This is a genomic window from Leptothoe sp. ISB3NOV94-8A, from assembly GCF_043421595.1.
In the GTDB taxonomy this organism is placed as follows: domain Bacteria; phylum Cyanobacteriota; class Cyanobacteriia; order Phormidesmidales; family Phormidesmidaceae; genus Leptothoe; species Leptothoe turfae.
The window spans coordinates 1,708,932-1,734,256 of the sequence record NZ_JAXSQW010000001.1 but is presented as its reverse complement, the minus strand read 5'-3'; the positions used below and the strand labels follow the sequence as shown (position 1 = coordinate 1,734,256).

At 49.4% G+C, this 25,325-nt stretch carries 35 protein-coding genes; 26 read left to right on the top strand and 9 right to left on the bottom strand.

Translation table 11 applies throughout. From position 1 onward, the window contains the following. Nucleotides 1-33: 33 nt before the first annotated feature. From SPB21_RS07620 to SPB21_RS07605, 4 genes are all read right to left on the bottom strand, one after another. A complete protein-coding gene (locus SPB21_RS07620) occupies nucleotides 34-351 on the bottom strand; it encodes a hypothetical protein (RefSeq protein ID WP_499866191.1) in 318 nt (105 codons plus the stop codon). Continuing rightward, a complete protein-coding gene (locus SPB21_RS07615; protein ID WP_499866190.1) occupies nucleotides 351-527 on the bottom strand; it encodes a hypothetical protein in 177 nt (58 codons plus the stop codon). Before SPB21_RS07615 ends, SPB21_RS07620 begins: the two co-directional genes overlap by 1 nt. Before the next feature lie 62 nt (nucleotides 528-589). Next, a complete protein-coding gene (locus tag SPB21_RS07610; protein ID WP_499866189.1) occupies nucleotides 590-787 on the bottom strand; it encodes a hypothetical protein in 198 nt (65 codons plus the stop codon). A gap of 13 nt (nucleotides 788-800) precedes the next feature. Then, nucleotides 801-1,325 carry a hypothetical protein gene (locus SPB21_RS07605; RefSeq protein ID WP_163660062.1) on the bottom strand — a complete coding sequence of 175 codons (525 nt, stop codon included), beginning with the start codon at nucleotides 1,323-1,325 and terminating at the stop codon, nucleotides 801-803. A gap of 190 nt (nucleotides 1,326-1,515) precedes the next feature. Here SPB21_RS07605 and SPB21_RS07600 point away from each other — a divergent pair, with 190 nt between their 5' ends. From SPB21_RS07600 to SPB21_RS07560, 9 genes are all read left to right on the top strand, one after another. After that, entirely contained in the window at nucleotides 1,516-1,695 is a 180-nt protein-coding gene (locus SPB21_RS07600; RefSeq protein WP_499866188.1) for a hypothetical protein, read from the top strand. Further along, on the top strand, nucleotides 1,688-2,266 hold the full coding sequence (locus tag SPB21_RS07595; protein ID WP_499866187.1) for a hypothetical protein: 579 nt from the start codon (nucleotides 1,688-1,690) through the stop codon (nucleotides 2,264-2,266). Before SPB21_RS07600 ends, SPB21_RS07595 begins: the two co-directional genes overlap by 8 nt. A gap of 3 nt (nucleotides 2,267-2,269) precedes the next feature. Further along, a complete protein-coding gene (locus SPB21_RS07590; RefSeq protein WP_499866186.1) occupies nucleotides 2,270-2,551 on the top strand; it encodes a helix-turn-helix domain-containing protein in 282 nt (93 codons plus the stop codon). Nucleotides 2,552-2,720: 169 nt separating this feature from the next. Then, a complete protein-coding gene (locus SPB21_RS07585) occupies nucleotides 2,721-3,554 on the top strand; it encodes a hypothetical protein (protein ID WP_499866185.1) in 834 nt (277 codons plus the stop codon). Then, nucleotides 3,551-4,276 carry a hypothetical protein gene (locus tag SPB21_RS07580; RefSeq protein WP_499866184.1) on the top strand — a complete coding sequence of 242 codons (726 nt, stop codon included), beginning with the start codon at nucleotides 3,551-3,553 and terminating at the stop codon, nucleotides 4,274-4,276. Before SPB21_RS07585 ends, SPB21_RS07580 begins: the two co-directional genes overlap by 4 nt. A 192-nt stretch (nucleotides 4,277-4,468) precedes the next feature. Continuing rightward, nucleotides 4,469-4,663: a heavy-metal-associated domain-containing protein gene (locus SPB21_RS07575; RefSeq protein WP_499866183.1), complete on the top strand. Its 195-nt coding sequence runs from the start codon at nucleotides 4,469-4,471 to the stop codon at nucleotides 4,661-4,663. A gap of 310 nt (nucleotides 4,664-4,973) precedes the next feature. Beyond that, nucleotides 4,974-5,273, top strand: a complete 300-nt coding sequence (locus SPB21_RS07570) for a hypothetical protein (RefSeq protein ID WP_499866182.1) — start codon at nucleotides 4,974-4,976, stop codon at nucleotides 5,271-5,273. 311 nt (nucleotides 5,274-5,584) lie between these two features. Next, nucleotides 5,585-5,839: a hypothetical protein gene (locus SPB21_RS07565; RefSeq protein WP_163699609.1), complete on the top strand. Its 255-nt coding sequence runs from the start codon at nucleotides 5,585-5,587 to the stop codon at nucleotides 5,837-5,839. Between the two features lie 492 nt (nucleotides 5,840-6,331). Further along, nucleotides 6,332-6,727, top strand: coding sequence for a response regulator transcription factor (locus tag SPB21_RS07560; protein ID WP_499866181.1), 396 nt, complete (start codon nucleotides 6,332-6,334; stop codon nucleotides 6,725-6,727). Between the two features lie 871 nt (nucleotides 6,728-7,598). Here the strand turns inward: SPB21_RS07560 and SPB21_RS07555 are convergent. Beyond that, on the bottom strand, nucleotides 7,599-7,997 hold the full coding sequence (locus tag SPB21_RS07555) for a hypothetical protein (protein WP_163697264.1): 399 nt from the start codon (nucleotides 7,995-7,997) through the stop codon (nucleotides 7,599-7,601). A gap of 94 nt (nucleotides 7,998-8,091) precedes the next feature. Then, a complete protein-coding gene (locus tag SPB21_RS07550; RefSeq protein WP_163697262.1) occupies nucleotides 8,092-8,523 on the bottom strand; it encodes a hypothetical protein in 432 nt (143 codons plus the stop codon). Nucleotides 8,524-8,862: 339 nt separating this feature from the next. Here SPB21_RS07550 and SPB21_RS07545 point away from each other — a divergent pair, with 339 nt between their 5' ends. Beyond that, entirely contained in the window at nucleotides 8,863-9,312 is a 450-nt protein-coding gene (locus SPB21_RS07545; RefSeq protein ID WP_499866180.1) for a hypothetical protein, read from the top strand. Next, complete coding sequence (locus SPB21_RS07540; RefSeq protein ID WP_499866179.1) at nucleotides 9,309-9,710, top strand: hypothetical protein; 402 nt, start codon at nucleotides 9,309-9,311, stop codon at nucleotides 9,708-9,710. Before SPB21_RS07545 ends, SPB21_RS07540 begins: the two co-directional genes overlap by 4 nt. Here the strand turns inward: SPB21_RS07540 and SPB21_RS07535 are convergent. Further along, a complete protein-coding gene (locus SPB21_RS07535; protein ID WP_499866178.1) occupies nucleotides 9,707-10,048 on the bottom strand; it encodes a hypothetical protein in 342 nt (113 codons plus the stop codon). The two genes, SPB21_RS07540 and SPB21_RS07535, sit on opposite strands and share 4 nt — an antisense overlap. Before the next feature lie 63 nt (nucleotides 10,049-10,111). Here SPB21_RS07535 and SPB21_RS07530 point away from each other — a divergent pair, with 63 nt between their 5' ends. After that, on the top strand, nucleotides 10,112-10,507 hold the full coding sequence (locus SPB21_RS07530) for a hypothetical protein (RefSeq protein ID WP_499866177.1): 396 nt from the start codon (nucleotides 10,112-10,114) through the stop codon (nucleotides 10,505-10,507). Further along, on the top strand, nucleotides 10,504-10,965 hold the full coding sequence (locus tag SPB21_RS07525) for a hypothetical protein (RefSeq protein WP_499866176.1): 462 nt from the start codon (nucleotides 10,504-10,506) through the stop codon (nucleotides 10,963-10,965). Before SPB21_RS07530 ends, SPB21_RS07525 begins: the two co-directional genes overlap by 4 nt. On the opposite strand, the gene SPB21_RS07520 is transcribed toward SPB21_RS07525, so the two are convergent. Continuing rightward, nucleotides 10,951-12,042: an IS481 family transposase gene (locus SPB21_RS07520; protein ID WP_499866134.1), complete on the bottom strand. Its 1,092-nt coding sequence runs from the start codon at nucleotides 12,040-12,042 to the stop codon at nucleotides 10,951-10,953. The genes SPB21_RS07525 and SPB21_RS07520 overlap by 15 nt on opposite strands. A 97-nt stretch (nucleotides 12,043-12,139) precedes the next feature. On the opposite strand from SPB21_RS07520, the gene SPB21_RS07515 reads away from it, so the two are divergent. Genes SPB21_RS07515 through SPB21_RS07465 form a run of 11 tightly spaced genes read left to right on the top strand, consistent with a single transcriptional unit; the run spans nucleotide 12,140 to nucleotide 23,978 of the window. After that, a complete protein-coding gene (locus SPB21_RS07515) occupies nucleotides 12,140-12,385 on the top strand; it encodes a hypothetical protein (RefSeq protein WP_499866175.1) in 246 nt (81 codons plus the stop codon). Between the two features lie 9 nt (nucleotides 12,386-12,394). Then, on the top strand, nucleotides 12,395-13,111 hold the full coding sequence (locus tag SPB21_RS07510; RefSeq protein WP_499866174.1) for a hypothetical protein: 717 nt from the start codon (nucleotides 12,395-12,397) through the stop codon (nucleotides 13,109-13,111). Then, the gene (locus SPB21_RS07505; RefSeq protein WP_499866173.1) at nucleotides 13,111-13,341 is read left to right on the top strand and encodes a hypothetical protein; all 231 of its coding nucleotides are present in this window, start codon (nucleotides 13,111-13,113) and stop codon (nucleotides 13,339-13,341) included. The genes SPB21_RS07510 and SPB21_RS07505 overlap by 1 nt, the downstream gene beginning before the upstream one ends. Further along, nucleotides 13,313-13,789: a hypothetical protein gene (locus SPB21_RS07500; RefSeq protein WP_499866172.1), complete on the top strand. Its 477-nt coding sequence runs from the start codon at nucleotides 13,313-13,315 to the stop codon at nucleotides 13,787-13,789. Before SPB21_RS07505 ends, SPB21_RS07500 begins: the two co-directional genes overlap by 29 nt. A 41-nt stretch (nucleotides 13,790-13,830) precedes the next feature. Beyond that, nucleotides 13,831-14,040: a hypothetical protein gene (locus SPB21_RS07495; RefSeq protein WP_499866171.1), complete on the top strand. Its 210-nt coding sequence runs from the start codon at nucleotides 13,831-13,833 to the stop codon at nucleotides 14,038-14,040. Next, entirely contained in the window at nucleotides 14,040-17,609 is a 3,570-nt protein-coding gene (locus tag SPB21_RS07490; protein WP_499866170.1) for a tape measure protein, read from the top strand. The genes SPB21_RS07495 and SPB21_RS07490 overlap by 1 nt, the downstream gene beginning before the upstream one ends. Further along, nucleotides 17,609-18,100, top strand: a complete 492-nt coding sequence (locus SPB21_RS07485; RefSeq protein ID WP_499866169.1) for a hypothetical protein — start codon at nucleotides 17,609-17,611, stop codon at nucleotides 18,098-18,100. The genes SPB21_RS07490 and SPB21_RS07485 overlap by 1 nt, the downstream gene beginning before the upstream one ends. Continuing rightward, nucleotides 18,100-21,048 (top strand): hypothetical protein, encoded by a 2,949-nt coding sequence (locus SPB21_RS07480; RefSeq protein WP_499866168.1) that lies wholly within the window; start codon nucleotides 18,100-18,102, stop codon nucleotides 21,046-21,048. The genes SPB21_RS07485 and SPB21_RS07480 overlap by 1 nt, the downstream gene beginning before the upstream one ends. A 13-nt stretch (nucleotides 21,049-21,061) precedes the next feature. Continuing rightward, complete coding sequence (locus tag SPB21_RS07475; RefSeq protein WP_499866167.1) at nucleotides 21,062-21,748, top strand: hypothetical protein; 687 nt, start codon at nucleotides 21,062-21,064, stop codon at nucleotides 21,746-21,748. Continuing rightward, nucleotides 21,748-22,563, top strand: coding sequence for a hypothetical protein (locus SPB21_RS07470; protein WP_499866166.1), 816 nt, complete (start codon nucleotides 21,748-21,750; stop codon nucleotides 22,561-22,563). Before SPB21_RS07475 ends, SPB21_RS07470 begins: the two co-directional genes overlap by 1 nt. Further along, nucleotides 22,560-23,978 carry a hypothetical protein gene (locus SPB21_RS07465; RefSeq protein ID WP_499866165.1) on the top strand — a complete coding sequence of 473 codons (1,419 nt, stop codon included), beginning with the start codon at nucleotides 22,560-22,562 and terminating at the stop codon, nucleotides 23,976-23,978. The genes SPB21_RS07470 and SPB21_RS07465 overlap by 4 nt, the downstream gene beginning before the upstream one ends. Nucleotides 23,979-24,308: 330 nt before the next feature. On the opposite strand, the gene SPB21_RS07460 is transcribed toward SPB21_RS07465, so the two are convergent. Beyond that, nucleotides 24,309-24,581 carry a hypothetical protein gene (locus SPB21_RS07460; RefSeq protein WP_499866164.1) on the bottom strand — a complete coding sequence of 91 codons (273 nt, stop codon included), beginning with the start codon at nucleotides 24,579-24,581 and terminating at the stop codon, nucleotides 24,309-24,311. 128 nt (nucleotides 24,582-24,709) lie between these two features. Between SPB21_RS07460 and SPB21_RS07455 the strand changes: the two genes are divergently transcribed. Both SPB21_RS07455 and SPB21_RS07450 read left to right on the top strand, forming a co-directional pair. Next, the gene (locus SPB21_RS07455) at nucleotides 24,710-24,922 is read left to right on the top strand and encodes a hypothetical protein (RefSeq protein WP_499866163.1); all 213 of its coding nucleotides are present in this window, start codon (nucleotides 24,710-24,712) and stop codon (nucleotides 24,920-24,922) included. Nucleotides 24,923-24,978: 56 nt separating this feature from the next. Then, nucleotides 24,979-25,224, top strand: coding sequence for a hypothetical protein (locus tag SPB21_RS07450; protein ID WP_499866162.1), 246 nt, complete (start codon nucleotides 24,979-24,981; stop codon nucleotides 25,222-25,224). Nucleotides 25,225-25,325 lie beyond the last annotated feature (101 nt).

The window sequence follows — 25,325 nt, the reverse complement described above, 5'->3', positions numbered from 1 at the left end:
GCCCCCGAAAGAACCGGTGTTGATGGCAGTGGATTAATAGCGGTCCATAATCTTCTGGGTGACTTCCAACGCACCTTTGGCCTCATGCAGGGCAGCATCAGAAAGCACTTCTTCCAGTCGAAGCAAAGCATCAATGATCAGCCCCGCCCCGTACTTTTCGATCACAGGTCGAACCGCATCCATCGCCTCACCGACCTGGCTATCCCAGTCATAGTCATCGGTGAGACTCTGAACGGCCTGCTCTGGTGTGGGCCAGGGTAACGACTCGTAGGAAGCCCCGTGATTCATGCGGGAAGGAAACGCCGCAATGTAGCCGTCTTCGGTTACCTGTAGGGTGAAGTGTGTCATCATTACGCCTCCGCCCAAGCATTAACAGCGGCTTTAACCTTCGACTCAATCTCAAGCTTCAGATGAACCTCAAGATCACTGAACTGACCTTCGATGTAGCTACCTTTGTCCACGGCTTGAGTCAATAGCCATAGGGGACAAACAACAAGCCACAACAACGTATATAGGAGTATTCGCATCGTTCTAAATTCCGTAGGGTTGGTAAGGCCGGTCCCGTAGCGATGGAACCGGCGGTGAAGGGTTAGCCGTTGTACTTGGCCAGAGCTGTTTGCATGTCCTCAGTGTTCTCTTGAGGAGTCGCTAAGACGTGCTCTACCGTCATCCCAATCTCGGCCAGGAACGCCTCAACACGAGTGGTCGGAATGCGATAGTCGGCTCCAGTCTCAGAACACTCTGCGTACAGCTGGCCAAAGGTAGGGTTTTGAGTGAATGTGATCATCGCTAAGCCCTCCCTATGCAGCGATCGCACTAGCGACAAACCGAGGCAGACGAATACCCACCTTACCTAGGTCCTGAAAGCACTCCACCATATCGCCACGGCGCAGAGTTTTAGCAAAACCCAGAGGCACCCAGAGCGTGTCGGTCCACCGGTCATCTACGGGTAGGTCATTCAGGCCTCGGATGCTGACTAACTGCACTTGGCTATGGCCACCAATGAAGATAGGACCATTGCTGTAGCGGCTAGCAGGCTTACTGACAGGGCCAAAGTCGATTACTTCTGCTAGGCAAACATCAGCCTGAGGTGGAGTGTTCTGCTCAGCGTAGTCCTGCTCAGCCTGGGCAACGCAGTCGTCATAGGAACCCATAAAGGTATTGGGGTAGGCACTATAGCGAACGTATTCCCAGTTCAGGCCGAGTTCTGGTGAGCATTGGATCAGTCCGATGGTGAGATCGTTCCAGGTGACCGCATGTTGGGTAAGGCTGGTTTCGGTTATTGCGAATGAGGTTGATTGAGGGTTTTGAGTTAGAGTTTGCATTGGCTCTAATTTGGTAACTGGTTAGGGTCAGCGAGGCTGGTCGTCTTGCCGTGGAAAGTTAGGCGACTGGCCCTTGCTACCCCCAAAGTAACTCCACTATAGGATAATGCCAACTCTACTATGGGTTGACTATGGCTCTACTTGTGGGCTAAGCTGGCGTCAGTTAAGCTCTAGAGTGGAGTGTACTTATATGGTTTTGGCTACGGATAAGAAGAAGGTATCGGCCTACTTGGAGCCCGACTTAAAAGAAGATGCTGAGGCGCTGGCTAAGACACGCAGGATGAGCCTCAGTACTCTGATCGCTGTGCTTTTGGATAGAGAGGTTAAGGAAGCCAGAAAGCAGGGTGAGGAGTTTGGCGCAGATGAGTGAATCAACCAAGGCCACCCGTGCCAGCATCCAGATCGGAGACCTGATTGTAGACGGCTTCATGCTGCCCGATGGTAGCTACCGAATGAGCCAGACTCAGACTGCTGAGGCGGTTGGGTTGCCAGAACGAAACGCCCGCGAATTTTTAAAGTCAAAGGCTATCAAACGCTTGTTGGGTGAGGATTATACGCCCGCGATTTCTGAAGTTGAAATTGAGTCCACTGATCAAGCTAGAGGGCAAAGCCGCATTAATGCATTGTCCTTAGACACCGTATCTGCCTACTGGTTATGGCAATTGTTCAGAGGCAATAAACAAGCCCTGGCCCTATGCATGGCCTTAATGATTGAGACGCTCACCCGTCGTTTTGACAAAGCTTTTGGTGTCCAGCGCTCTGAAGATGAGTATAACCAACTGTTGCGTGATCAGAATGCTGCTCTCCAGGCGACATTGCAAGACCTAGCTGACGCCTACGCAGAGCCAGACTTGCTTAGAGAACATGTGTCCAGATTGGAGCAGCAAATTAGAAGCTTGGGGGCAGAGCCGTGGGACCTGCCTAATGATGGGGGAGACTAACCCATGCTCATCCTGAAACTCAAAGAAGCTCAAGCTCGCTACAACGTCACCAACAAAGACCTAGCCGAATTCATCGGTGTAGGCAAAACCATGATCTCTGATTGGCGGGCTGGCAGGAAGAAACCCAGCTACGATCGCATTGGCAAAATCATGAATGCGATCGCGCAGCTCGGTGACAAGAATCAACTGCAACTTTTCCCATTGTCACTGTCAGAGTTGATCGAGTGGCGGAAAGATTTAAATGAGAAACCCGTAACAAAAAGAGAAGAAACTATCTCTTTTTAAGAGCCTTTGTTCTCTCCTTTTGCGGGTGCTGTTCGTTATAATGAGAACACGAGATTTTTGACAATCAAATGAGGGAAGCCGCCGACAGGTAAATGAGTTGGCGGCAATGGGATTTTAAAGGGACGGGAGAATTTTTCAGGACAGAAATGAAGTTTTTGAGGATTGAACGATGAAAGAAAATGCATTGTCAAAGCAAGTTCAAGAAGCTATCAACGCAGGAACGCTGGCAAAATTCATGCGAGAAAACTTGGAAGGTAAAAACTTGAGCATTGCAGGCGTTGCTGCATTATGCAGTGTTGCCGATAAATCCATTATTAATGGCGGTAGTTTTAATAGCGCAGCATTGGCTGAAAAGCTTGAGAGTAAAGGGTTTGATGCCGGTAGTTTAGTGGAAGAGGGATTTAATTCTGTTGCTACCTGGCTAACGATTGAATATTTCGCATATGAATCTAAAGCTAAAGCAGTTTTTGCTAAAGCTATTGCGAGAACATTCGGTGCGTTTGGAGTAAAGGCAGCATTTGATGAAGTCTTAGGTGTAGCACCCAATGTTCGACAGCTGCCTAGAAGATCGATTTCTGAGATTGACGAATTCGCCACTGTATTAGGCAAGCGTTTTGGCCCGCACGTTGAAGAAAGTTGTTTAATCCTAAACCTTCGGCGGCATTACCCAGACATGGAGGTGCCTGAGATCTCAGCCGAGCAACGTACCTCGCTCCCTTTGCCTGAAGCTCTCATGAGGCCAACAGACATTGGAGAAAAGCTAGGGATTCTTTTCAAGACCGGCAGAGGCAATGCGGCGAAGGTTAATACATTACTTAAAGAATTAGGGTATCAAGTAAAGTCTGATGGCAGCCCACCGTGGACACCAACCGAGAAAGGTAAGCCGTTTTGTGAACTCAAGCCGATAGACACTGGCAGCAAATCTGATAAATTTCAGCTGTTGTGGAGAGTTTCGATTATTGATGAGCTACGCGACCAGAATGAAGGAGGCGTAGCAGCATGACAGACACCCCTAAACGTCGTCAGGACAAGCCAGGTTGGGCGTATGACATCGAAGGCTATGCCATCGCCCAAGAACCTTTGCTCAGGACAATCAAGTACAGCGGCAAGGAGGTCGGGATTGTTACTCGGTGCCGATATGACGCTGAGGTCTTAAATGCACCACAGATGCTGTTCATTGATATTGACCTTGGGGATCCTCGCTATGAAGACGGATGCTTTGTTAAGACTGAGAAAGAAGCCTTAGATGGGTTGCGCGATGCTGTCAAAAATCCTATGAAATGGCTACCTAAATATGGCTTCAGTGTTGAGCGTGATCAATGGATCGATAGGCATAGAAGTGGCCTAGGTTTTCGTGTCTATCGGACGGCAGGTGGGCTTAGGTATATTTGCACCACTCACCAATGGTGGGCTGGTCGTGACTTTGAAGATGATCTGATGCGATTTGTATATACGGATTATCGGTATCGCAGAATATGCAGAAGTCAACAGACTTTCAGGGTTCGCTTAACGCCTAAACCTTGGCGAATAAGGCAAGAGTATATCGAACACTCTGGTCGGGTTGAGTGGCGGAATAAGCCTGGTGAAGGGATTGCTCGCACTGCCAAATACGTCACAACCGTTGGCTCCGATATGGTTCTGCCTGAATTCGGGGACTTACTGAGTGTCCATGACTCAACGACGTTGGCATTGATGGACCGTGGTGTTAAAACCTACCTGGCCTAACCCCACCAAAGTCGAACGCGATCGCACCCAGGTTTCAAGTTGTATAGTTAGCTGCTGTAAAGAGAAGCCCGTCAAGGTGACTCGCACCACTCAATGGGATTGTTACAATCTGTACCCAGGTTTCTACGCTGGTCTGTGTACAAACGATCTACATTAAAGGTGCCACTGTTTCGAAAAGGACACCCTATCCCTATGGCTATGCAACTCAAGGTTTCTTCCATCGTTTGTGATGGTTGCGCTGACACGATTACCAAAGCCATCACCGAGCTGGACCCCGGTGCAAAGGTCAACATCAATGTTGAGACGAAGGAGGTATCTGCCGAAACCAGCGCCTCTGAAAATGCTGTGCGGGAAGCGATTACTGCAAAAGGTCATACGGTGGAGTAAGATTTCTTATCCTGCTTAACAGTTAATCGTCGTGGGGAGCGCCGAAGGCTGGATTCTGAATAAAAGTTTCATCGGTCAACGTATTCAGAAATGCCAGCAAATCCTGTCGCTCCTGCTCGGTTAAGCTCGAACCCCTGAATGAAGGTACTCTTTATGGGATTGGCAGGGGCATCGGTTGGTGGTGGAGTAGCACTCACCCAAGTCCTTAACTTTTCGGCATGCCCTGATACTGAGGTTTAACTCAGATCGCTAGGGAGCCTTGGGTGATTAGGTAGAAAGTTTCCTCCCAATAATGAGTTAGCTTGTCGATATGGCCATTCCACTCACATCTGGTACCCAGGAGCGTCTCGCCCTCCTTTTCGCGCCGAGCGAGCTTGAAGCTGCCATGGCGCTTCTTCTGCAAGACTGCGGAGACAACATCACCGAGCACGTCAAGCTGCTGGAACGGGTGCGATTTGCCGTGCTCAAGGCAAGTGGTGGCACGCTTGACGGTCTAGTCGACGCCATCGCCCTGGCCCAAACAGACTGGCGTGACGCTCTCGTCGGTGCCGGGTTCGCAGACGATCCTGAGCAACATACGCTCTGGTGGCCGGGCGACGAGGCAAGCTAACAAGTGGTTGCAGCTAGATGTGATCTCCTGGCCAAAGCTTCCAAGGTGACAGGAGTTGTTTGATGGGGAGTAGTAGCATAGCCTCTATTTTGGTTAGATGAGCATCAATATAGGCGGTGCAGGATTTTAGTTGAATTTCAAGTTTATTTGCTGTAGTTGACTGGGAATCTTAGCGATGTAAGCCATTTTTTCCTGTTTTCTTCTGTCGTAAACAAGAAAGTTTGTATGCGTTAAGCGATCATCGGCTAGCAATGTTGCTGCCGGTGAATATGGAAGTACCAAGATATTCATCTAGCCATGGAGATAGCGTAATGAATAAGCTGACTGGACGAGTTCAAACTGTTAAAACTAAAAGTAACGATAACGCTATTGTGGTAATAGATTCAACTTCCCATGGAAACCTTCCGCCAAAAGGTACGGACGGGCCTTTAGATAATTATTTTTATTTCCCTGGTAGTATGACAGAAGATCAGTTATCTGAGTTTAAGCGTGCCCAAGGATCGAACCTCGGCGTCACGGTAGAATTTGAAAATGACCGTGTTATTGACAGTATAGTTGTGTTTTAATAACAGCCCACTATGCCAATAGTCCAGCCAGAAAAGCGAGAGAAATAGATAGAAAGGCCATTCAGATGGTTTTGTCTATTAACAAAACCATCTGAATGGCTATGACATGCATGACAAAGGCAAGAAACTTACTCAACAGTTGAAGGGAACTCTGTAGAAGACTCTATGTCAGCTCAATTTACTACGACTGCCGCCCAACAGCAGAGGTTGTGACAGTTGGTATTTCAATGCTCAAAGGACTTGCAGAAACTTAGGAGTTAAGTAATGACCAGCATCCTAGACCAGAACTTCCAGGGTGCTAGAGGTGAGCGTCAGAGATTATTAGGGGAGTGAACGGGCGCTTAGTGCCATGAATGGTTGCATTCATCAGCTACGATGTCCTATTAAACGAATAATTGACACTTTTCCGTAAATTCTGAGTCAATGCCTACATCTTCTTCCCCAAAAAGCCTTTACGCTTCCGAGTTGACGACTTGAATTTAAGTTTGTATTGTGGCAACTATTCTAATTGTTGAAGACAGCCCCAGAATTGCAGCCTTTGTATCAAAAGGGTTGAAAAGAGCAGGCTATCAAACCCAGATAGCCTCAAATGGGAATCAAGCTCTACCGTTAGCTTTATCAGGAAAATTCGACCTTATATTGCTAGATTTAGGGCTACCTGGAATGGATGGTAGGGAAGTTTTAAAGGAGATCCGTACGCAAGCAATGCAGATCCCTGTGATTGTTGTGACGGCTCTTGACAATGACGAAGTTCGAGAAGACGTTCTCTCCTTAGGGGCTCAAGCATTCATTGTCAAGCCTTTCCGGTTTAATAGTCTATTGACGTGTGTTCGTTCCCATCTTATGGAAGGCGTGTGCTCAACTCTCTCAGACCCAATAAGAACTTGAGGGAGTGTGAACCTTTGAAAGGTGCGATCTCTCCCTACAGAACTGGGCACTCTAGACACTGAGGGCAGACATACTGCCTATTCAAACTTCTATAACAAAGCCGCCCCCAGTGCCTTGTGTGTTGGGGGTTATTTAATGCCTGTCTGCACCCCACCCCAAACAAAATAAACCCCCAGGCGCATACTCCTAGGGGGATCAGGTGTTCCGCATTGCGGAAGCTTTGCAGATAGCCCTAGTGTGCCCAGGGAGGGTTGAGGATAGCGGGGGAAAGGTTAAGGCAATAGGAAGGACCATCGTCACTTCGAGGGTACGGCTGATCTCTGAAAGCCCTATGTTTTGGTTGACATCCGTGGGGCCTTATTTGACAAGGGTTTCAGTGGTTACGACCGTAAATCCTAAAGGCTGATAGGATAGGATTATCGGCATCCGTGGTTTGGCTGTCTGGGGCGTGCTCTATGACAGGCTTCTGCTGGGGGTGTCTTTACCGATCAGTTCAGATCGGAATAGTTGGAAACCCCGTCACCGTTATCATCTTTGACGTCGTCACACGATATAACCTTTACCGATCAGTTCAGATCGGAATAGTTGGAAACGAGTAGCAGCAGTAAGCATTACACCAGCAGACTTAACAACTTTACCGATCAGTTCAGATCGGAATAGTTGGAAACTGGCACCCTCAAATGCCTTGATTAATGCTACGAGCTTTTGTCTTCACCGATCGGCCCAGATCCGGAATAGCTATAAGCAACAAAAAGCCGCCCTGGGAATTCTCGGGGCGGTTGCTTTTTATAGCCCCAAACAAAAACCCCCAACCAACGTCAGGGGAGCTGGATTATCACAAGCAGGAATTACAATAAGCCCGTCACAATTATCAGTCTTTCTGAACGTTCAGTCGGATATGTGTGGCCGTTCCTACCCCTACTTCATTTCCGTCTTGATCAACAAAATACATGCCAGGTGAATCACATTCGCATTTAGCCTTCCAAGATAGCATGAGCTCATGAGCAATATAGTTTTGTCTTGAATCCTCTAGCTGCCACCAACCAGGATCGAACACCAATACCATTTGTTCATGATTGCTTTTGTTGACTCCAGATTCAATGATTAGATCATCCAATTCCATCGCAGCCGCCTCAGTCTTGAATGATTCTTGGCTTGCAAGTGTTTTAGCGCTTAGTCTTTCTGGGTCATTGGTTTGCAGGGATAGTAGTACTATGCCTCCTGTCACAAGCAGCAGGGACAAAGTTACAGGCAGCCAGTATTTACGCATAGCAATAGTCCCCGAACAGCAACAGATCAATTATCCATCACTATTCAGGGGCTATCAGAACGGTCGCGGCTTAGTAGACTTTTAGCTTAGCCTGCTACTCAATCTCAATGCTCTGAATCGACCATTCTTCTGGCAAATGGTTGAACGTCGCCACAAAATCAGCCTCAGTTCGCCCGCCAACCTGATCGATAGTGACTTCCCTGAACTCTTCAGACCGTCCTTCTTGCTGAGCACGAATAGTGAGCGTAATGTTGCTAATAGGCGAGGCACCAGAATTCCTTAGAGTCCCCCTTATATTATTGCCGACAGCCCAAACGCCATAGGTAGATAAGTCTGATAGCCTCTGCTGATTAAGCGCGGCAATCGCTTGCTCCTCTCTCGCCTGAGCCGCTACGTCCCGCTCGTTGCACATATAACTCAGGTCCGTGCGCACCCCATACATATCCATGTAGCACACAGGTGTAGCCAATGCCGAGGGAGCAGCAGAAAACAACGCAAACGAAGCGATAACCGGGGTAAGTTTCATGTGTCGTATGTAGGGAAACTACACTAAAAACTTCCCTGAGGCGTTCATCTGTCGGGATGCTTTAACTAAATGAGACTTTTGGTTAACCCCCTCAATAGATAGCATTGAGCATTCTTTCGCAACTTTTAAAAGCATTCGGAGGTCGATACTACAGGGTGTTCATCGGACTCTAAATGCACTTACTCACCTCCCTTGGCTTGTACCTGCCGAGGGATTTTTTTTGGGGGATGATCAATGCTGTCTATTGAAGGGGTTAGCCGAAAGTATCGAATATGTACGACTGACCTGATCGACTTATCGGCTTGTGGATAATGGGGGTGTTGAGTTTGGGAGTGTGGCATGAGTAGCTTTCTTCGTGGCTTAAAGCAAATCCCTTGGTGGCTATGGCTGCTGATAAGTTTTGTTTTGCTAGCAGCGTATGGTAACAGCTTGCCTGAAGAATCTGTAAATTCAAAAGAAAACCCTGACCAAGCCACTCCTGAGCCATCTAAGCCAAAGCCAACGCTGACAGCAGCGGAACTCAGAGAATTTGATGACGTTGTCCTTGAATTAGACCCAGGGCAAACGCTGGTAACCGGTGTTACTCAATGGGAGGATTCGGAGATAGTTGATGTAACTGTAGGAAACGGATTTATTCTGGTTGATCAGACCCAACAAGGAGAGGTTGCGATCGCAATGCGAGACAGATTAGCTAATATATGCGAGTGCAGCCCCTACCTGAAATTCGAAACAGAAGGTGGGCAGCGCTTAGTAGAGATTGGGCGAGGACAGCCCAAGTATAAGCAATGACCTGGATCGCAAAAAATATCGGTTCGTACCCCACAGAAATCACTTTTAAGCTTGCTACTGCAATTACGGATGATGGCGAGGGAGGCACCGCGACAGGCACTGAGGACTTGGTTATTCCTGTGCGCCTAAGCCCCGTCTCAGGGCAAGGTGAAGCTGCACAGATCATTGAGCAAGACTTTCCCGGAGCGTCCAACTATCAATATGTGTTCTACGGGTGGGTGAATGACCCCACTAACTACAAATTTCCCGCAGCACTTCGAAAACAACGCCGACCTATTGGTGAGTGCGAGATAGAAGTAGGCGAAGGACGGATCGAGTGCTCAGTTAGCGGGGTGGTGTTGGAGATGGCCGCCAAGAAAATTGGTGAAAAATTTACAGCGATTTGGACAGCGATTTAACCCTTCTCCCACTCCTCTCTCTTGATCAAGTAGGGCTCACCCTGCGATCGCGTGTAAACAAAAACCATATTTTTATTCATCGATATTGTGTTTATCTCAGACCAATGTAGCGGAACTATCGTTGATAGGCTTCTATCTGTTAATTGAGCTGTGATGAGGATGGCAGCTTTTCTACAGCAAGACTCCCAATCATTGGAGCAAAGCTGCGCATAAAGAAGGTTTACAGCGATCGCCATATTGGTCGCGTTGGTCTGCCCCCCAAGCAACTCAGATAGCTCTTGCCAACGGCTGTGGACCGTCTCAGATAAGCCTGTGGCACGAATTTCTTTGTTGGCCATTGCGATTTTCCAGGATATCTGGAATTTTAGCCCAATGCTGAAATTGTCGGCCATGCTGTAGCCATGGCGAGTGTAACTATTTTCAAACAGAATATAGAGCGGGCATTAACTAGCGGGCTTCAAGATACAGTCCGTGATCTTAATAGTGCCTATACAACAGCCATTGAGGCACCACGCTATGGCTGGCCTGGTAGCACTGCACGACGCTCTGGCGAGTTAGCTGGGACCACTCGAAACATTGTTGACCTGGGTGGGTTTCGGGATTCTCGGGATGTGGAGTTTATTAATCCATTCCTGGCTGAGTTTAGCTGGAATGTACCCTATGCGCCTCAGATCTTCTTTGGCTATACCACCCGTGCTGGCAACACCTTTCCTGCTCGCAACCCAGTGGAAGAAGCTCATAAGATCACCAACCCAACTGAGCTGTTTGGCGAGAGCGTACGGAGGTATGCGTCGTGAGTATCACTCTGGCTGAACTCCGTAATCGCGTCGCTTCGTCCCTGGCGACTGAGTTGGGGACGAAGACGTTTGCTACAGCGGGAGGTGAGGCAACTGTTCAAGCGCTGACTATTGATGATGGCAATGTTCAGACGGTGGGTGGCCAGCCCTGGGAGCAGAAGCCAATTAAACACACTGGCTTGGAATGCGTCATCCAACCAGAAGTGGATAGCAATATCCGGCCATTACTGGGAGGGGATTTTTACCTCACCCATACGACTCGGATCACACTAAAGCAGTTTGATATCACTGCCACAACCAAGACAGCGAGATCTCTATTGATTCAAGAGTTAGGCAATCTAATCGACAATATTGGCCCCCGGATTGGCAGAAATGCGGCGATAGATTCCGTGGAGCAACAAAGTTTTGATGTAATAGATCAAACTTCATCTGACAGAAGGGGGTTATCTGACACTTAGAGACTTGTCAGGTTGTGTTTGATTTTTTACACTCTTTTCTCCGTATTGATCTAATTGTTTTTCGTTTGCTAAATGCGCACTATCGAGAAAGGTTTGTATGGGCGTCTTGCCGTAACAATATCGACCTGAATGGGGTCGTTCCCAATTGTAATACTCTATCCATTCATCCACATCGTTTTGTAGGTCTTCAAGGCTTTGATAGACTTTTTTACGAAACGCAATTTGATAAAACTCCTCCAAAATGGTGCGATGAAAGCGTTCACAAATCCCATTGGTTTGGGGTGATCTGGCTTTCGTTCGCGTATGGTCAATGTCTTCAATGGCCAGGTAGAGTTGATATTCATGGTGTTCGACATTGCCACAATATTCGGTGCCTCGGTCCGTCAAAATCCTCAGTAATGGAATGCTCTGTTCCTCATAGAATGGGATTACTCGGTCATTGAGCGTATCAGCGGCCACCAGCGCATTCTTACGGTCATACAGCTTCACCTGAGCCACCCGAGTGTAGGTATCAATGAAGGTTTGCTGATAAATCCGTCCGATGCCTTTGATGTGACCCACATAGAAGGTGTCTTGAGAGCCTAGATACCCCGGATGATGGGTTTCTATTTCCCCATGGGCTTCCTTTTGTTCCTTCGCCTTTTCGAGGGCTTTTACCTGCGCTTCGGTGAGGATTAGGTTGTCTTGAGCCGCTTTCGCTTCCAGTGCTTTGAGCCGGAGCTTAAACGTTTGAAGGTCATGCCGTAGCCAAATAGAGCGAACACCGCCTGGAGAGACAAAGAGGCCGTGTTTCTTCAGTTCATTCGAGACACGCACCTGGCCGTAGGCCGGTTGGTCTGTGGCAAACGCAACGACGGCGGCTTCTACCTCTGGGTCGACTCGGTTCTTGACGCAGGGCTTTTTACGGTCAATGTCGCGTAGAGCCGCTTCTCCACCGGTCTCGTAGAGTTCTTTATAGCGATAGAACGAATCTCGCGATACGCCCATCACTTTGCATGCCTTGGAGACGTTGCCGAGGGTTTTGGCTAGATTTAAGATGCCTAAGCGATTCTTGACGATCTTGTCTTGGGTATTCATTGTGACACTCCTGATTCAGTGTGAGTTTACAGGTTGTGTCAGATAAAGTCTTAACTATTACAGTTTTGACCTGATCTTTTATGGGAGTTCATAGCCTATGCCTTCACAACCACCTCGTCAGCCTCCCGGTTCAACCCTAGCCCTGGGCTTCATCGATCCTCAGACACAAGAGTTTGTAAGCACTGCATCGCTAACAGTATTGCCTAATGGCGTAATTGAATTTAAAGCGATCTCGGATATTCCAAAGGGAAGCGTTGCCTATCTTCCGACGACTTTTATCCCTCAGCCTTTATCCCCGCAACAACCACAAACGACCACATTTAGCAGCTTTGACCACCCATAACTAATACCCATGCCACAAGCCACCCAACCCATTAGCCCACCCCAGGCAAAAAATACGATTGTCCGCTCAGCCCTGATTGCTACCGGCCAAACATCTCGCCCGATCTCAGGAACCTTTGAAGTTGCAGGCACCGGCAATAGTGGAGCTGTCGCAGTCGAAGGTACTGCCGAAAATATCGATCTAATCCTGAGCGCTGCTATCACAAGCGTTGTCGAAGTCGGCCAACCGCTAGAATTTGTTGCCCCCTCAGGTGCCAGTGTTATCGCTCGTGTACGAACAAAATATGAAGGATCTGGAACGACTCTAGCGGTATCAGCCAATGAAACGATTGTTGATGGTTCTACGGCTGTATTCCCGCCTGTTGCCCGTATTCGTCAGTCAGCTGACATCAACGAATCTGTCTCTACTACCTCGTTCTCTAGCTTTGACCATGCCACCTCTGCGGTGAGTATCGGTGAAGGTACAGCGGATGGGACGTTCAATGGAGGTTACTCGTATTACGATGCCTTTTTCGAAACGCTCACCTACGCCAAGGACAACACTCAGAAGCTTTACGTAGAGCGTGAGCTGGAGTCTCCTGATTCTAATGTGTTCTCAACTGGCCCAATCATCTGGGGCATTTGTGTAGCTACTGGTATCGCCTCTCCAGCGGCTGACGGCTCAGAGGTTCAAGGCAATATCACTGTAGCCTTCGATTCTATTAATCGCATCGCACCTCAGACCTAATGATCGTACTTAGCAACCGTGATGTGTTTCTGATTGGCCAGATTGCTGATGGCGGCGTCAATGCGTTGGCAATCTGGCTGAAGGATAAAGCGATCTCAGGCACCCAACAACAGTTATGGGACCGCCTAGAACAAACCATTCACAGCACGGTTGCCATCCCACCTGAAACCGCCCAAGTTCACACTGATATCCTGCTGCCTTATGTCGTCACCCCTACCCTGGAAGATTGAGCCTAAAAAAAGAAAAATCGAAGCGGATGGGATTGAGTTTGAAATCCCAGATTACGGTTCTTTGTTGGTCGGGGAGCTGGACTATATGAAGGCGATGCCAAAAGACCTGGCTGATCATCAATTTGCTCGTCAGTTCGTTGCCTTCTGTCTTCGATTTCGGCATAAGGATCAGATTCCTCAAGACATAACTGATGAAGATCTGTTAGCTGAAATGCCCGTGGGATTAATCGCCAAGCTATTCAATTTCCTGGTTTATGGCGATGAGAATAAGTCTATTGCGGAGGTCAAAGTCAAGGCAAAAAAGCCAAGGAAACAGACACCGGACAACTCTACTGGCAACTCCAACTCTACTACCCAGGGCATCCCTACTTTGCTACCAAAGCCTACGAGAGGTGTCCAATCAGGGTTATCAATGCCGCCATCAGCAACTATGAAGAAAACCGCCTAAGGCAGCTGAACAGCGAAGCTAAGGCGATCGCGAACCTCGGCGTGATTGTTGCTCGACTGGCAGGCGTAAAACAGCCAGATACGGTGTGGGTGAATGAATTTGAACTAATTGAAAGGAAGCGCCAGATTAATGAGTTGTTCTCTCCTGCCTTGGCCCAAAAATACTTAGAGCTACATGAGGCCAAAATCATCCCAGCTTGGGTCGATGAGCTGACGGATTTGAACAAGATGAAACTAGCCGCAATTGAGTAATGGTCGACGCAGGCAGAGTCTTATTTCAGGTTGGGATTGATCGGCCCTCGTTGGACCGTGCAATTGCTGATGCAGAACGAAGGCTAGGCAGCATCGGTGACATTGATCTCAAGATAGGCAATCAGGGCGCTGCTGCTGCTGTCAGTTCTGTTCAGCGATTGTTTGATGGCATTCGCGTTCCTGAAATTGGAATTCAGATCAACACGAACCAGGCTAAGTCATCTGTCTCTAGCCTCAAGACAGATGTATTGGATTTAGAAACTGCGATCGCTGCTATTAGCGGTAACCGGGCCAAAATAGATCTCGATGTGAAACGAGGTGAGGCAAGCCTGGCTAGGATTGAAGCACAGATTCTTAGGCTAGAACGACAGAAAATTAACATCCCAGTTGTGACACTGGAAGGGGCCGCCCAAGTACGAGCAATTGAAGCGCAGATAGCAAGCTTGAACGCCCGCAAAATCAGCGTAGAAGCCAACACTGAACAAGCCAGGGCACAGCTAAACCAGCTCGACAGAACCCTAGATGACCTCAATAGCAACGATGCGGAGCAAGCGTTAGAACGGCTGCAGCAGGAATTCAGGCAAACCGAGCGTGCGGCGAGAGATGCAGGGGACGGGGCACAATCATTTAACTCCGTACTAGCTGGTTTTGCTGGGGGTGCCGCATTTGCGCTGGTGGATCGGCTGGTCGATGCGTTTGGCAATCTCACCCAAAAAGTAACTGAGTTCGTTGCTGCCAGCATTCAAGCAAATCAATCCTTAAGAGCGACTGAGAATGCCTTAAGCATTGTTCTGGGCTCCCAGGAGGCAGCAGCCGAGAGCATAGACTTTCTGAGAGATGTCTCGGAACGGACTGGTCAATCATTCCAGGCATTACAAACGGAATACTCTGGGTTGACGGCGGCAGCGGCTGAAGCTGGAGTCCCTCAGGAGCAAGTCAATGATCTGTTCGCTGAAACTAGCCGAGTACTAGCTATTTTTGGTAAAGACAGCCAGTCAACAGGCTTGGCATTCAACGCCCTGACGCAGATCACAAGCAAGGGCGTGGTCTCTATGGAAGAGCTACGCCAACAACTCGGTGAGCAACTTCCAGTGGCGTTTGGTGCGGTTGCTCGTGGTTTGGGGATAACGACAGCAGAGCTTAACGACCTAGTAGCCAGTGGTGAGCTCACTGCTGCTGAATTTATCCCCGCATTCACTCGTGGACTTCAAGAAATTGAAGGTGCTGCTCCGGCTGCCCAGCAAGCGATCGCGCGCTTAGAGAACTCTATTCTCGAATTCCAGCAAGGATTGGGGAGGGCTATTGAGCCCCTTGAAACAGCATTCAGCGAAACATTCGCCGCGATATTTAGCAATGTTGATGTTGGGGTGTTAGACCCATTGGTAGAGGCTGGCAACCGCCTGCGCGACTCATTGGCCGAAAACCCAGAGCTAGCCGAGCGATTAGGTGAAGCACTGACAAACTTTATCGGTAGCGGTGCGCAGGCGGTTGCCAATATCCTCGACAGTATTACCGAAGCCCTGAGCGACCCTGAGAATGTAGAGCGGTTTGCTGGATCAATCGAGAATGCAGGGAAATTGCTAGAATCTCTAGTTTCGATTGGTGGGCTAGCAGTTGAAGCGTTACTGACACTGGGTACGGGATTTGACAATGTGATTGGTGATGGCCCAGTTGACGCGATCGTTGGTTTTGTTGACGCACTAGAAACGATTGCCCCCATTGCTGGCGGGGCTGTTGATTCCCTAGGGTCTATTGCCAGCGCAATGGATGACATCTCAGGGAGAATCCCTGGAGTCGTAAACGCAGCAGGAAATCTTGCAAGGTTTGGGGTTCTTGGCGGAACCGCAAAAACAATATTTGATAATCTACCTGGCCAACCAGATCGAAACGCTCAACCCGAGGCAGCGGATACTAGTCAGTTTGTTCCTCAACAGGATGAACTAGACAAGTCTGTGCGTGCGTCGCGGCAAGCGTCTGAGACTATTGCACAAGATTCTGAACGTGCTGCACGGGCTGCTGCCGCTGCCAGAGTAAAAGCCAACGAAGAAGCCATTGCCGAACAAAAACGAGCCCAAGAGCAGGCCCTGATCGATCTCGAAATTGCCCAGAATAATCGCATTATCGGCGTACGCGAAAACCAAAGCGCTGGCAACATCACCGCAAGTCAAGCTGATAGCCAAATAGCGGAGATTGAATCTCAGGCGATTCGAGATCGCATCGCCCTCAGAGAACAAGAAATCGCTCAGGTTCGAGCATTGGAACAACAGGGGGCACTATCTGCCGAGGAAGTCGCCCAGCGTATCAGCGCTGCCAAGCAAGCAGCCAGCGAACTAACCATCCAGGCCATTGAGCAGGAAGTACAGGCGCAGGAAGAGGTTAGGCAAGCAGCACTAGATAGGTTAGACGCAGAATCCCAGTTAAACTCTCTCAGGGCAGAGCAGGTAAATTTGCAGTCTGATTTAGCAGGGACAGCACTACAGGATCAATCAGCCCTGATTAGCGCTCAAGTTGGCTTAGAGCAATCTCGCCTATCACTTTCCCGTCAGTCTCTTGATACAAAATTAGCTGAAGCTCAGGCGGCTGAAGATGTGGTGGCGGTGGAGGCATTGCGAGATCGCATCCTGCTCAACCAACGGCAATCAATTGCAGCTGAATTCTCAGCCCGTCGCCAACAGTTGCGGATTCAAGAGCAACTGGCTGAGCTTGATGCCGACCGACAATTAAGGCTTGGCCAGATAGCCGCCGCTGAAGCCCGTATTGCTGTAGAGCGCGCCCGAATAGGAGGTAGCAGCCAGGAAGAAATTCAAGGGCTTCAGGAAATTGCTCAGTTACGCGAAGCAGAAACGGAGGCTTTGACATTTCAGGCCCAGTCCAAAGAAAATATCTTGGCTCTGCAATTTGACCAGCTGGATAATGAGGAAGAGCTGGCCAACCAGTTAGCTATTCAAGAGCGTCGTCAGCAAGCGATTGAAGAATTTAAGAAGCAACAGAAAGACCTGGCCGATGAACAGGTAAAAGTTGAGAAGGAATTAGCGTCAGCAGCCAGAGATAGAGAATCAGCCGCCCAAGGGATTGTGTCGGCGTTGAGCGGGTTGCAGGATATCTCAGCAGAAGATGCTCTCGGAAATTTAGATCAGCTTGAAGAAAATTTTAGAGCCGCTAGGCGTGCTGGGGCGATTGACAGCAACCAATCTAGCAGCATCCAAAGGGCCATCAATCAGGCTCAGTCTGCTGCTCGTAGTGGCGGAGAATTTACGATTGAAGAGGCGATCCGGTTTGCCCAGCGGAACGAAAATAATGCATTCGCTAGCGGCATTTTGGATACTGCGGGACTGGGGGGTGTAAATTCACTGCTCGACAGTCAGCAAGAATTTGCCTTGGCGGAAGAGCAAATATCGGAGTTGTCTGGCAAGCTAGCTGAAGTCAAAGAGGCAATTCAGTCGCTTCCAGAAAATCTTCCTCCAACCGTACAGAACCTCAATGTAACCACACCTCAACCTGTGGATGACGCGGCATCTGTCGTGTTCAACCTGGGCAACGAAGTAGCAAATCGCAGGGGTATTGTGTGATGGCATACCCAACGACAACAGAGAACGGCATAAGGTTAATCCTCCCTAAGCCAAGCACAGGCAATTACACGCTCACGCTGACAAGCTTTGGCAGATTTCCAGGGCAATACCCCCGATTCGAACCTCAGTATTACGGGATTGAATATAGCGCTCATGGTGGAGTCGCCAGGGTGGGGACTTCGTTTAGGCCTAAAATGTTTTGGCAATTTGAAGCCAGCCTCAATCGTGATCAGCAAGAAACCCTAAAACGCATGGAGGCGGTGTACCTGAGTAGTCCATCTGCTTGGACTATTTACGACTACACCAACCCTCACTCTGAAGTGGGAAGCGCTTCTATGGCCTTGGCCCCCAACAGTACGTTAGCGGACGATGGGGATACTGTTCTTTATTATCCCGTATGGACAGCAGAGCCTGTTGATCAAGGCTTTGAATTTAGAGAAGATCCAAGGGATGGCATAAATTTTGTGTCATTTCGGCTCAAGGAGGTCTGATGGTTGCCTCCGAAGCCCGTTCCCGCCGCCTCCGCATCCTGATCGGCTCCGACCAACAAGACTGGTCAGCACATTGGTCTGTGTTGTCTATCGGTCGTTCTGGGCTCAGCGATGAACGCGACCCTGGCAAAATCCCAGTTACGGGCACCCTGGAGATCAAGGGCAACACAATCAACCCACCCGAAAGCATCGACCCCGCCATTAATCCAGTGCGTTGGAACCCAGGGGTCAATATCTACATCCAGGCTCGGAACGATGCCAATACTGCGTGGATCGATACGTGGTTTTCACGGCTGAAGATCCTGAAAACCCCAAAACGCCCCCGCACCAATGGCAACCTTGTTTTGGAGGTCGGCTGCAAAATCCAATGGGGCAATCAGTCCCAGTTTGAAGACGATCGCTCTGGGATTATCTACGGACAAGCCGAACCCTGCAATGCAGTCGCAACAAGGTTGATCCAGGCCAGTGGCATCGATGGCGGAGTGAGCCTGAGCACCTGGCCCTATTCCATGGATCGACCAGTGGGGAAAAGGCAGAACAGCTTTCTGGAACAGGCAGCGGATCTGGCCTATGCCAATGACTGGCATTATCTGTATCAGGACATCAACGGGAGTATTGTTGATCGGGAATTTACTCTGGCTTCAGGATCTCCGATTGCGACCGTTACTGTTGGGCAAGACGACATCATCTATGAGCCAGCCGACGGTGAAGAGAGACCGGCTGAGACGACCAAAGTGGCGGGTACTGGTTTCCTGTTGGGGTCGATTGAGAATCCGTCTGTGGATATCGAAGACGTCTTAGTCAACTTCAACGACATCAGCCCCAACAGTGTTGGTGACGGCATTGGCGAGCGAGTTATCACCACAACATCGTTCACGTCGGGGGCCACACCTACCAAAACAAAACGAGTGCAGGTATTCAGGGCGGAGGCGTTGGTATTTCAAGATCCTGATATCCCTAGCCAGTTAATTGAGGTTAGCGATACGAATGAATTTGAAACTTATGAGACTGGCAAGGTGGACCCGACCACAGCAAGGCTGACTCAGTTTATAAAAACCGAACTCGTCAAAGGTAGAACCTTAGACCCCACTGATGAAGTGTTCAATATGCGGCAAACGTACCGCAAGCAGGAGGATATGACCTATGGGGCTGGCGAGCCCATGACGCGGTATCAATGTTTAGAGAAACAGGCGGCCATTGTTTTGGATGACAATGCACTGGGTCCGTGGGCCGAAGTTACGACTGAAGATCTTGATTACGAGTGGACTGAATACGCCACTGGCAAATTCGATCGCGTTGACAAAGACAAGCAGCCCCTGATCAGTCTTCGTAGCAATATAAATCGCGAGTTCGCCAACCCTGAGGCGTTACTGACCAGGGTGCGAAAATTCAACCGCAACACCCCCAACAAACCATTCGAGACTGTTTTCTTTGACGCTGGCATAGACGAAGACTCCACCGAATTTGAGGGCTCTGCTGCATACATCGCCCCAGGCGGCCCGAGTGGGGTGGAGAAAGAGCGTCTGTTCACGGTGGCCGATGGGTTTGGTTTTAGTGAGGAGCAAATGGAAGCCTTGGCGATTAAGCACCGAGATTTGATTATTGGTCGTGAGAGATCCTACGAGATCGGACTGGCCATCACTGATGCTCTTTTGCAAGCCCCACCACTAGCACAGATAAATGTGGTGGATGTGGATGGAAGCACGTATGAGTATTTGAGTGATTCCCTCTCGTTTGAATTCCAAGAGGCGAGATCCGAGGCGTTTTGTTTTGGCATCTGGATTGATGGGGGATACCAGAAGGCAATCAACATTGCCGCCACAATTCCAGCAGGACGGCTAAATACAGAGATCATTCAATCCAGCTTCAGTATCGCTACCAGCATCCCAGCAGGACGGTTGACGATCAACCTCACAACCGGGTTCAGCGTCGCCGTGACAATTCCAGGGGGGCAGTTGAACACCACGATTGTTTCCTCGTTCAGTGTCTCTGCCACAATCCCGGCGGGGCAGCTAAATACGCAGATTCAAGCACCGATATTAATTGCTGCATCCATCCCGGCGGGGCAATTAAGCACAACGATCATTCAATCGAGCTTCAGTATCGCTGCGGCCATTCCAGCAGGAAGGTTAAACACGGCGGTTGTTCCATCATTCAGTGTCTCTGCCACAATTCCTCAAGGGCAACTGACATCTGATATTGCAAGTAACAGTGCAGACCCAGATGCAGCCGTTTACATTGCGGCCCTATCGGGGAGTTATTCTCAAGCTCAGCAAAATGCAATTAATCAATTCTTTGTTGACCTTAAAGCAAACGCAACCTGGGATGAGCTTGACGAGATCGTGATTTTCAGGATGCAGGCTGAGGCAGACGCCTTGATTAGCCTTAAGACAGCTACTAGCGTGATCATTAACAACGGGGCAACTTTCACTGCTGGCATCGGATTCACGACTGGATCGGGCGGCTACCTAGATAGCGGGTTCAATCCAGCCCTGGCGACAAAATATCAGCGGGATTCAGCAACAATCGCCTATGAGGTAAATGGAACCAATAGCGGCCTCATTCAATGTGATGTGGGGGGACGTGCGAGCACATCAACATCTCCCGAAGTCTTCATTGCTACAAAAACGTCAGCCTCACGAAATTATCGAAGGCTGAACTCGACATCGGGAGGATCCACCTTTGGGGCTGCTGACGCGGGAGTGTTTGCTGTGCAACGAACTAGCCCAATTCTGACAACTGTGTATAAAGAGGGGGTGTCTATAGGCAGCGAGAGCATTCCATCCACAGCGGTGCCTGACGTCGAGTTGTATGTCGGGGCATATTCCAACAATGAATCTGCGACCAGAATTCGTTCTGCCGATTATGCGTTTGTTGCGTTTGGGAGTGGGAGTGTGAATATTGCCACGCTAACCAACGCTTGGGCCACATTGAAATCCGTTTTGTAAGGAGTCCCTGAAAATGCCACTATCCACCACTGCTATTAATGCTGGAGCCAATGCCTTGGTCGATCTCGTTGATACAGGGGCAGGTACTGGCACCCTCGAACTAGGAGATTCTGCATCGTTCACAAATGTCCTCGTTTCATTCGATCTCGCCACGCCTGAAGCCTTCGCCGCCGCCGCGGGAGGAATTGCAAATTTCAATGGCACCCCAATCTCAGCGACTGCCACAGCAACAGGAACAGCCACTCATCAACGACTCAAAGACCGAGACGGGACTGTTGTTGACGGAGTTGATGAGGTAATAGATGCGATTCTTGCCCTGGTTAATGCTGGCGCAGGAACCGCGACGGTTGAGATTGGGAATTCTGATTTTTCGGTGATCTACATCACCTATAACTTAGGCACCACAGCCTTTGGTGCCTCAAGCGGAGGGACCGCAACCGCGAACGGCTTTCCGAAATCAGCGACAGCTTCAGCCACAGGGTCGGGGACTCATTTCCGAATCAAAGATAGAGATGGCAGTGTTGTTGATAGCCAGACATTGCCCAGTCCGATCAGTTTTGAAACTGGACAAAGCTATAATTTCAATTCTTTCTCGTACTCTACAACAGCCTATTCTCAGGCGCTAGATAGCTCTATCAGCATTACTAATGGAGAAAGCTACATTCTCAATAGTGGCAACTACACCCAACCTGCATCCTGATGACCGCCCGCGATCGCGCCCAACTATCCAACTTAGCCAGACGCCAAGACACTCGTGAGGCATTGGAACTCAGAAGGTTAAACCAACGCGACCCAACTTATGGCGGGAACGGCTATCGCGTGAGGACTCTGGGTGCTGCGGGGGCAATCCCTGGGAGGACTCGCAGTAAAACATCCAGAGGGAGTATCGGGGAACCGCTGGGTCTGCTCAGTGGGGGATTAGGGGCACGGATTGATTCTGCTAGCGATCAGGAGCTGAGAGACATACTGCGTGATATGCAGCAGATGATTCAGGCAGTGGCGAACCGTAGGGGGATCCTGCTTTTCAAAGGAGACGAAACCACAAACCCCAACAATGACCCCAACGACGACGCCAACGACGGGGAAGGGCGGGCTTATCAGAGATACGACAACCAACTCGTTTATACAGGTAGCAGAGATCGAAGCGGGGCACTATATTGTCATCTGCCTGCCATCACAGCAGATGGTGAAGAACAGCCAGAGGTGTTTGTTCCTGTTCAGGCGCAAGAAGACTTAACTGGGTATATAGAAGCCCCTACCGCTGGATTTGCTTATCCACTGGTTGCTTACGCCGAATACAAGTCTAAAATCACCAGCCTCTACGCCAAAGTGGGATCAATCCTTGTGGGTCGCATTGCCATTCAAGGTTCTGGAGATCTTGTAATAGGCGATGTCACAATCACTATTAACAAAGCCATAGGGTCGCTACTAGATGTTGGAGAAGAACTCACACTATCTAGCAGTGACACAAGCGGGAACGACCTTAGGTTCACTGTTGGGATGCTGCGAATATGACTCGACGCTGGCTATTGTTCCCCGCCCTCGGCATCGCCAAACTCGCCTGGCTGTATGCCGAAACACAGGCAAGCACTGTGCAATTCAAGCTATATGGCATTTACCCCACCCCTATCCTGCTATGGGAGGCTCCTGACACAGACCTGCCGTTTGCCGCTGGCAATACAGTCCAAGATTATTCCTTCACTGGGAGCGGCGAATGGACAGAGGAGAATGGTCGCCGCTTCGGGACTGAAGACAATGAACTAAGAAGCCTCATAACCAACCAATCATGGTCAGCTGTGGCGTCCTCCGATGCCTCGTTTACAGCAACGGGGGATTTCCTTCCAAACACAAATGCAAGTGCTGTTGTTATCGTCAATAGCAGCAACGGGGCACTCAGGCTAGATGCAAGTGCTAGTGAGGGGACGTCTGGGAGCGATACAGAGAATGGATCACTTTCTTCGTGGGGCCACTCAGGCTATTTGTGGAGGATGGGCGGCACAATTGGGGGTTCAGGCTCGTTCCCACGGACAATCGATTATACCGGGACTGGATCCATTGCCTACACACTGTCTGGGGATGCACCGCTGACCTATCAGGGGCATCTGTATAGGGATGAGGACACGTTGCATGTTGTGATTAATTACGGACTAAAGCTGAATTCAGCCGCAATTGTCTCAGGTAGCAATGTGGGCGGCGATCAGGATGAAGAGCAATATACGACTGTTGATTCTGGCTATTTATTGCTAGATAGGACGAATGTTGGGCAAGTAGGGCTCGCAGAGCAAGCTTTTCATGGCATGCTCTGGCGGCGGCTTCGACATATTCAAGTATCGGCATCAACAGGGGCTATCCTGGCTACTGGCGACTATGCAACAGACAATTTGCCACCCAAGCCAACCCCTTTAATCCCTAGGGGCATTTGGAGCGATTCTATCCCCAGGAGCTTTCAGTGGGATGGCGACAATGATCGAAATATCCCAGAAGAATCGACCTGTCTAAATGTTCAATATGTGTTTCTCGACGGCACCCACAACAGCAGGATGGCTGAATGGAACTTCAACTACACGGGCAGGAACTCGTTTGCCTCCATCCAGCGGTTTGGCGGCACGTACTATCACGGGTTCATCAGCGCTGCACAGCTAGAAACCCCAACACTCACCCAAGCCCAGGTTGATCTTTTTGTGCAGAATAACGTTAATAACTTTGCTGAAGTAAATGACCCCGTGACTGATAGCGAAGGGTCCACTCTTTGCACATTTCACAGCTACAAGAACCGGGTCATTGCTGGACTCACAGGGCAGCCTGGTGTGTCAGATGGCATCATCACCGCGCTCAAGTCTAGCATCCTGAACAACTCACGACCGGACCGGGATGCGCCAGGGCTCAACTTCAGACTGGATGTGGTGCCGATCCTGGGGTTGGATACTTGAGCCCCCCAACCCTCGCCCCGCATTATCCGGGGCGAGGGTAATGGAGGAGGACTACTCTGAGTAGCGTGATGCGCCGGAAACCCAAAACAAACAGCCGAAAACAATGGACTAATTTTGGACTAGATTTTTTAGTAATTATGTTATTTATGCTCGAATATATGCTTTAACAAGAATCTTCAAGATCATCTGAAAGCATTGAGCTCGCTAAAATCCAGGAAGCCAACGGCGGGATTTGAATCCGCGACAGCAACGGCTATAAACATTGAATTTATTAGGTTTTAGAAGCAGTTTTATTTACTTGCCCTAAAATTGCCCTAATACTGTGAAAAGCTACTTAATCTCACCCGACCGCTCGACCTCTTGTCGAGTGCTCTCTATCTGCCCTCTTTCCTGCGCTTGGACATCTTCTGTTTCACTCACCCCAGGATCGTAGACCAGGAAAAACTGACCATGCTTTAATCTTCGCGCCAGAAAGCGGATGTGGGTTTGTGCGTCCGCTTGGTTAAACGTTCTGCCAATAACCTGCGGGACTTTGTCTGGAAATGCAGCCACGACAAGATAAGGGCAGTGTTGCCCCTGTTGCAGCTCAGGTATTTGGTTCATGGGGACTTTGATGCGTGAACTGCAAAGCAGCATAGCATCTATACGCGCATACGCGCTTATGCGTAACCGAGCAAATGCAGAGAGCGTTAAGTGCTATGACACAATGTGTGCAGCGAAAAGCGGAGCACATGGCGTCAAAGAAGGAATTTCGAGGATATATTCCACCAGAGCTTAATAAACTTATCCGGGCAGTCACCGCACTCAAAAACGGGGAGCGGGATTGGAGCTTAAGCGATGTGCTCACGGAAGCTTTAGAGGATTGGCTCCAAAAACCTGAAAATCGAGCACTGATTGAAAAGCACAACCTATCTGAGTTTCAAGCTGAACGGGATAAGGACTAGCTGAATCAAGTATTACCTTTGTTGGTTCAGAGGTTGCTGATGGTAAGGCTGATGTGGTGGTCAGCCTTGAAATCAAGCAGAGGCTTGGGAATTTCCCTAAGGAGGATAAGGAGCCGGTTAAGCTGCTGGTGATTGGTTCTAAGCAGGCTGTACAGGCGATAGTGCAAGCTCTGCATATGTGTGGGTTTGCTGAAATTTTTGAGTGGACTGATTTTATGCCTGCGCCTACTCCTGAACGGCCTTTGCAGTGTAAGCCTGGGGAGTTGATGAAGGTGCTGGTGAGGTATTTTGCGAGAGGTTAGGTAGCTGATGGCCAAAAGTTAAAGCGGAAAAGCTTCTGAATATTTTTGGCCCTACTAGGTTTGTCTAAGTTGTTCAGGTGATAAGCAATCTTTGTATTGGC

Excerpts from the sequence above, each read along its gene's own strand:
- SPB21_RS07620 (WP_499866191.1), bottom strand. The coding sequence starts at position 351 with ATGATGACACACTTCACCCTACAGGTAACCGAAGACGGCTACATTGCG.
- SPB21_RS07615 (WP_499866190.1), bottom strand. The coding sequence starts at position 527 with ATGCGAATACTCCTATATACGTTGTTGTGGCTTGTTGTTTGTCCCCTA.
- SPB21_RS07610 (WP_499866189.1), bottom strand. The coding sequence starts at position 787 with ATGATCACATTCACTCAAAACCCTACCTTTGGCCAGCTGTACGCAGAG.
- SPB21_RS07605 (WP_163660062.1), bottom strand. The coding sequence starts at position 1,325 with ATGCAAACTCTAACTCAAAACCCTCAATCAACCTCATTCGCAATAACC.
- SPB21_RS07600 (WP_499866188.1), top strand. The coding sequence starts at position 1,516 with ATGGTTTTGGCTACGGATAAGAAGAAGGTATCGGCCTACTTGGAGCCC.
- SPB21_RS07595 (WP_499866187.1), top strand. The coding sequence starts at position 1,688 with ATGAGTGAATCAACCAAGGCCACCCGTGCCAGCATCCAGATCGGAGAC.
- SPB21_RS07590 (WP_499866186.1), top strand. The coding sequence starts at position 2,270 with ATGCTCATCCTGAAACTCAAAGAAGCTCAAGCTCGCTACAACGTCACC.
- SPB21_RS07585 (WP_499866185.1), top strand. The coding sequence starts at position 2,721 with ATGAAAGAAAATGCATTGTCAAAGCAAGTTCAAGAAGCTATCAACGCA.
- SPB21_RS07580 (WP_499866184.1), top strand. The coding sequence starts at position 3,551 with ATGACAGACACCCCTAAACGTCGTCAGGACAAGCCAGGTTGGGCGTAT.
- SPB21_RS07575 (WP_499866183.1), top strand. The coding sequence starts at position 4,469 with ATGGCTATGCAACTCAAGGTTTCTTCCATCGTTTGTGATGGTTGCGCT.
- SPB21_RS07570 (WP_499866182.1), top strand. The coding sequence starts at position 4,974 with ATGGCCATTCCACTCACATCTGGTACCCAGGAGCGTCTCGCCCTCCTT.
- SPB21_RS07565 (WP_163699609.1), top strand. The coding sequence starts at position 5,585 with ATGAATAAGCTGACTGGACGAGTTCAAACTGTTAAAACTAAAAGTAAC.
- SPB21_RS07555 (WP_163697264.1), bottom strand. The coding sequence starts at position 7,997 with ATGCGTAAATACTGGCTGCCTGTAACTTTGTCCCTGCTGCTTGTGACA.
- SPB21_RS07550 (WP_163697262.1), bottom strand. The coding sequence starts at position 8,523 with ATGAAACTTACCCCGGTTATCGCTTCGTTTGCGTTGTTTTCTGCTGCT.
- SPB21_RS07545 (WP_499866180.1), top strand. The coding sequence starts at position 8,863 with ATGAGTAGCTTTCTTCGTGGCTTAAAGCAAATCCCTTGGTGGCTATGG.
- SPB21_RS07540 (WP_499866179.1), top strand. The coding sequence starts at position 9,309 with ATGACCTGGATCGCAAAAAATATCGGTTCGTACCCCACAGAAATCACT.
- SPB21_RS07535 (WP_499866178.1), bottom strand. The coding sequence starts at position 10,048 with ATGGCCAACAAAGAAATTCGTGCCACAGGCTTATCTGAGACGGTCCAC.
- SPB21_RS07530 (WP_499866177.1), top strand. The coding sequence starts at position 10,112 with ATGGCGAGTGTAACTATTTTCAAACAGAATATAGAGCGGGCATTAACT.
- SPB21_RS07520 (WP_499866134.1), bottom strand. The coding sequence starts at position 12,042 with ATGAATACCCAAGACAAGATCGTCAAGAATCGCTTAGGCATCTTAAAT.
- SPB21_RS07515 (WP_499866175.1), top strand. The coding sequence starts at position 12,140 with ATGCCTTCACAACCACCTCGTCAGCCTCCCGGTTCAACCCTAGCCCTG.
- SPB21_RS07510 (WP_499866174.1), top strand. The coding sequence starts at position 12,395 with ATGCCACAAGCCACCCAACCCATTAGCCCACCCCAGGCAAAAAATACG.
- SPB21_RS07505 (WP_499866173.1), top strand. The coding sequence starts at position 13,111 with ATGATCGTACTTAGCAACCGTGATGTGTTTCTGATTGGCCAGATTGCT.
- SPB21_RS07500 (WP_499866172.1), top strand. The coding sequence starts at position 13,313 with ATGTCGTCACCCCTACCCTGGAAGATTGAGCCTAAAAAAAGAAAAATC.
- SPB21_RS07490 (WP_499866170.1), top strand. The coding sequence starts at position 14,040 with ATGGTCGACGCAGGCAGAGTCTTATTTCAGGTTGGGATTGATCGGCCC.
- SPB21_RS07485 (WP_499866169.1), top strand. The coding sequence starts at position 17,609 with ATGGCATACCCAACGACAACAGAGAACGGCATAAGGTTAATCCTCCCT.
- SPB21_RS07480 (WP_499866168.1), top strand. The coding sequence starts at position 18,100 with ATGGTTGCCTCCGAAGCCCGTTCCCGCCGCCTCCGCATCCTGATCGGC.
- SPB21_RS07475 (WP_499866167.1), top strand. The coding sequence starts at position 21,062 with ATGCCACTATCCACCACTGCTATTAATGCTGGAGCCAATGCCTTGGTC.
- SPB21_RS07470 (WP_499866166.1), top strand. The coding sequence starts at position 21,748 with ATGACCGCCCGCGATCGCGCCCAACTATCCAACTTAGCCAGACGCCAA.
- SPB21_RS07465 (WP_499866165.1), top strand. The coding sequence starts at position 22,560 with ATGACTCGACGCTGGCTATTGTTCCCCGCCCTCGGCATCGCCAAACTC.
- SPB21_RS07460 (WP_499866164.1), bottom strand. The coding sequence starts at position 24,581 with ATGAACCAAATACCTGAGCTGCAACAGGGGCAACACTGCCCTTATCTT.
- SPB21_RS07455 (WP_499866163.1), top strand. The coding sequence starts at position 24,710 with ATGGCGTCAAAGAAGGAATTTCGAGGATATATTCCACCAGAGCTTAAT.